Source organism: Desulfofundulus luciae, assembly GCF_030813795.1.
Lineage (GTDB): Bacteria > Bacillota > Desulfotomaculia > Desulfotomaculales > Desulfovirgulaceae > Desulfofundulus > Desulfofundulus luciae.
The window spans coordinates 1-2,119 of record NZ_JAUSUX010000058.1; the positions used below are offsets into that span (position 1 = coordinate 1).

The window sequence follows — 2,119 nt, forward strand, 5'->3', positions numbered from 1 at the left end:
TCGTATCATAGTATTAGAACCACCGGACAACCCCAGATTCCAGTTTAGGAATAATATGGGTTGACCGGATGGTTGGGAACCGGTTCCCATATTACGGGTACCGAGGCCAACAAAATCAATGCCTGATTCCACAGCGGGTACAGTACCGGTACCGGTAAATTGCGCGATTACTGTATCGTGGAATGGGTATTGATAGCAGTTGGCCAACAGTACCTCGAATATGGTGGTGATGCCCAAGCAGTTTGTAAACGCTCGAAATGTACACACAATCTAATCCCTGATCGTTATCAAGCGAATGGACAGGTAAAAGTCCGCTGAGATATTTCTGGGTAATAGATAGTGATGGTTGTGGTCCTGTTCCAGCCGGCCCCGGAACGTGCTGTCAGGCAGTTGTCCCGGCCGGGCCGGCTTTCTGTTGCCTTTTTACACCAAGCTGGGTCTGGACATGGATGCCTCCTTTGCGGGACAATGGGACTAACAAGCCTGGTATGGGGATATTTCTTCCACCTCCAGTGGAGCCCGAAGGGCTACCATTTCGTAAAGCGTGTTACCCCTGGTCCGCCGTCCATTTCTAACCGCTGGATGTACCCCGGCTGCCTGGTGATGGGACCCGCAGCTACCCATTCATGCACCCCCAGGGCCGGATGAGTACTGATTACGAGGGTGAGTAAGGCGGTTCCCCGGGGGCATCCAGGTCCTGTACCCGGCTTGATTTTTTTGAAAAGGGAGGTGAACCCCGTTGAGCAAACTTTTTGTCGGTATCGACGTGAGCCTTAAGGGTAACAGTGTTCGTTGCCTGGACGCCAACGGCGATACTGTACGGAAATTTAGTGTGCCCAATACGGTGGACGGAGCAAGTGTCCTGGTGGATAACCTCGTTGAGCTCGCAGCCCAGCATTCTATGCAACAGGTAGTGCTGGGCATGGAGGCTACTTCTAATTACGGTTACCACCTGACCGCTTTTTGCCAAAACTCGGAGAAACTGGCCCCGTTTTCACCGCAAATCCATGTTTTAAATCCCAGGACGGTCAATAACTTCAAGAAATCTTACAATGACCTGCCGAAAAATGATGATATCGATGCCTGGGTTATTGCTGATAAATTGCGCTTCGGTCGCCTCCCGGAGGAGGTTTTTATGGACGAACGTTTCCTTGCCCTCCAACGGTTGACCCGCACCAGGTTTCACTTAGCCCAGACGATTGCCCGGGAAAAGACGTATTTCTTGAACAATCTTTTCCTGAAATTCAGTTCCCTGCGCCAGGAGAAGATCTTTTCCGATCCCTTCGGCGCTACGGCCATGGCAGTGGTAGAGGAATTCTATTCCCCGGACGAGATTGCCGCCATGCCTTTAGAGGAACTGGTTTCTTTTCTACGGGAGAAGAGCAAAAACCGCCTGGTGGATGCTGAAGGGGTGGCTAAAGCCCTGCAGAAAGCGGCACGCTCTTCCTATCGCCTGAGCAAGTCCCTGGCTGACCCTGTTAACGCCTGCCTGGCTACCAGTATCAGCGTCATCCGGGCCCTGCAGTCAGAGTTGAAAAGGTTGGATAAGCTGATTGCCCAGCATCTGGAGGCCTTCCCTCAGACTTTAACTTCCATCAAAGGTGTTGGCCCGGTTTATGCGGCTGGCATTCTGGCCGAGATCGGCGACATCAGCCGGTTTAAAAACCAGAAAGCTCTGGCTAAATACGCCGGTCTGGTATGGAACGAACACCAATCCGGCCAGTGGAAGGCCCAGGATACCCCGCGGGTTCGCTCCGGCAACAAGTACTTGCGCTATTACCTGGTGGAGGCAGCTAACCTGGTTAGGGTGCATGATCAGGAATACCGCGAATTCTACCAGGCCAAGTACAATGAAGCCCGTACGCATAAACATAAAAGAGCACTCGTCCTTACCGCCAGAAAACTGGTCCGGCTGGTTTTTGCTTTGCTGCGCTCAAACCAGCTTTATACGCCCAGGAAAAAGGGTGATTGATCGCCTCCTTTAAGTGTGACCACTGCAGATAATGCCCAGATATTGTCAGCTTCTGGGCCTGGTTTGTTGTTGCCTTTTTACGACTTAACCCCAAAAATTTTTTCCAATTTCCCTTCAAAAAGTACTTGACTTTTTACCGCTGCGCTT

Annotated in this window: 2 protein-coding genes; one reads left to right on the top strand and one right to left on the bottom strand. The window is 51.5% G+C overall.

All coding sequences use genetic code 11. From position 1 onward, the window contains the following. Positions 1 to 237, bottom strand: a 237-nt coding sequence (locus tag J2Z49_RS14645) for a hypothetical protein (protein WP_307403920.1), incomplete at its 3' end; no start/stop codon positions are given. Positions 238 to 739: 502 nt separating this feature from the next. Between J2Z49_RS14645 and J2Z49_RS14650 the strand changes: the two genes are divergently transcribed. Continuing rightward, positions 740 to 1,972, top strand: coding sequence for an IS110 family RNA-guided transposase (locus J2Z49_RS14650; protein WP_407650105.1), 1,233 nt, complete (start codon positions 740 to 742; stop codon positions 1,970 to 1,972). Positions 1,973 to 2,119: the final 147 nt, after the last annotated feature.